The organism is Levilactobacillus muriae (assembly GCF_045862015.1).
Lineage (GTDB): Bacteria > Bacillota > Bacilli > Lactobacillales > Lactobacillaceae > Levilactobacillus > Levilactobacillus muriae.
This window is the reverse complement of the sequence record NZ_BAAFRU010000069.1, coordinates 1-1,132: the sequence shown is the minus strand read 5'-3', so window position 1 is coordinate 1,132 and position 1,132 is coordinate 1. Positions and strand designations below refer to the sequence as shown.

Annotated in this window: 2 protein-coding genes; one reads left to right on the top strand and one right to left on the bottom strand. The window is 37.7% G+C overall.

Annotated features, from left to right (window positions below):
* The coding region (mobQ, locus tag ACKTSF_RS14530) for a MobQ family relaxase (RefSeq protein ID WP_407890295.1) at positions 1-616 on the bottom strand (616 nt) is incomplete at its 3' end.
* A 252-nt stretch (positions 617-868) separates the two neighbouring features.
* Between mobQ and ACKTSF_RS14525 the strand changes: the two genes are divergently transcribed.
* Positions 869-1,096 carry a hypothetical protein gene (locus ACKTSF_RS14525; RefSeq protein ID WP_161792473.1) on the top strand — a complete coding sequence of 76 codons (228 nt, stop codon included), beginning with the start codon at positions 869-871 and terminating at the stop codon, positions 1,094-1,096.
* The last annotated feature ends 36 nt before the right edge of the window (positions 1,097-1,132 follow it).

The window sequence follows — 1,132 nt, the reverse complement described above, 5'->3', positions numbered from 1 at the left end:
GCTCCAAAGCCTGATTTACACTTGCCGCCCAATTGTGCCGCCATTCAGTCATTTTTTCTTTTTTATCCCAATCGACCATCAGTATCTTTCTACTCTTAGGGTACTTGCTAGTTCCGGTATATGTTTTTTTGCCATTATCATCTAAAATATATTGCTTTTTGCTCTTAATTCCCCACGTTCCGTCTGGGTTAAATGGACGGTTAGTTAACATCACATGAGCGTGCGGATTATCTGGGTGATCGCGATGAATTGACACATCGGAAACCATACCTTGATCAACAAAATTTTCTTGTACATATTTTGTCAATAATTCTTTCTGTTCATCTTCACTTAATTCAACTGGTAGAGCCACGTTAAACTCTTTAGCATACCGTGAGTTTGTTCGACGGTCTTTTCTTTCTACTTCGTTCCATAATTTCTCTCTATCACTCGCCCATTCTGGCGCATTCTTTGGTGTCAAAATAAAGCTTTCTGGCATAACCGACCGAGCATAAAAATAACTTCGACCTTCTTTTTGATCGAATAATTTTTCGCCACTTCGATAACTTGCTCCAGCAATTGCACTTCTTCCTTTTCCAGCACTAATATTACTAAAGCTCATGTGAAAAATTGCCATGTCGGTCACCACCTTTCTTTGGGTTTATGGGTTTGATTTTGTTGTCGCCATCGGCGACTTCTAATACAGGATTTTAGCACGATTTACCCCACAAGAATTTAGTGGGGTGTAAGTGCGCATTGACCTCGTTTCACTCGGACTGCTGATTCTCCTAAATTTACTTCTAGTGTATGCCTTCCGCTTCGCTATTTCAACTTTTATCCTTTGACTTAACGTTTCCTATATGATATAGTTTCGGTGATTATTTCTAATATGATTGGAGGGATCGTTATGTCTCAAAGTAACTTAGAAAAACAAGAAGCTAAATTAAAAGCCCTTAATCAAAAAATTAAGGACGAAAAAAATAAGATTGAACAACGGCTAGGTAAACAAATCATCAGTCAAGCCAGTTTAGATTATGCTAATTTGTCTAACGATCAGATTAAGCTTTTAGCCAAGCAATTTTCTGAATTTTTAAAGGTAAAGTCCGTAGATCATTAGCCATACGAGATGGGGAAATTCCATGTCTAATCAATA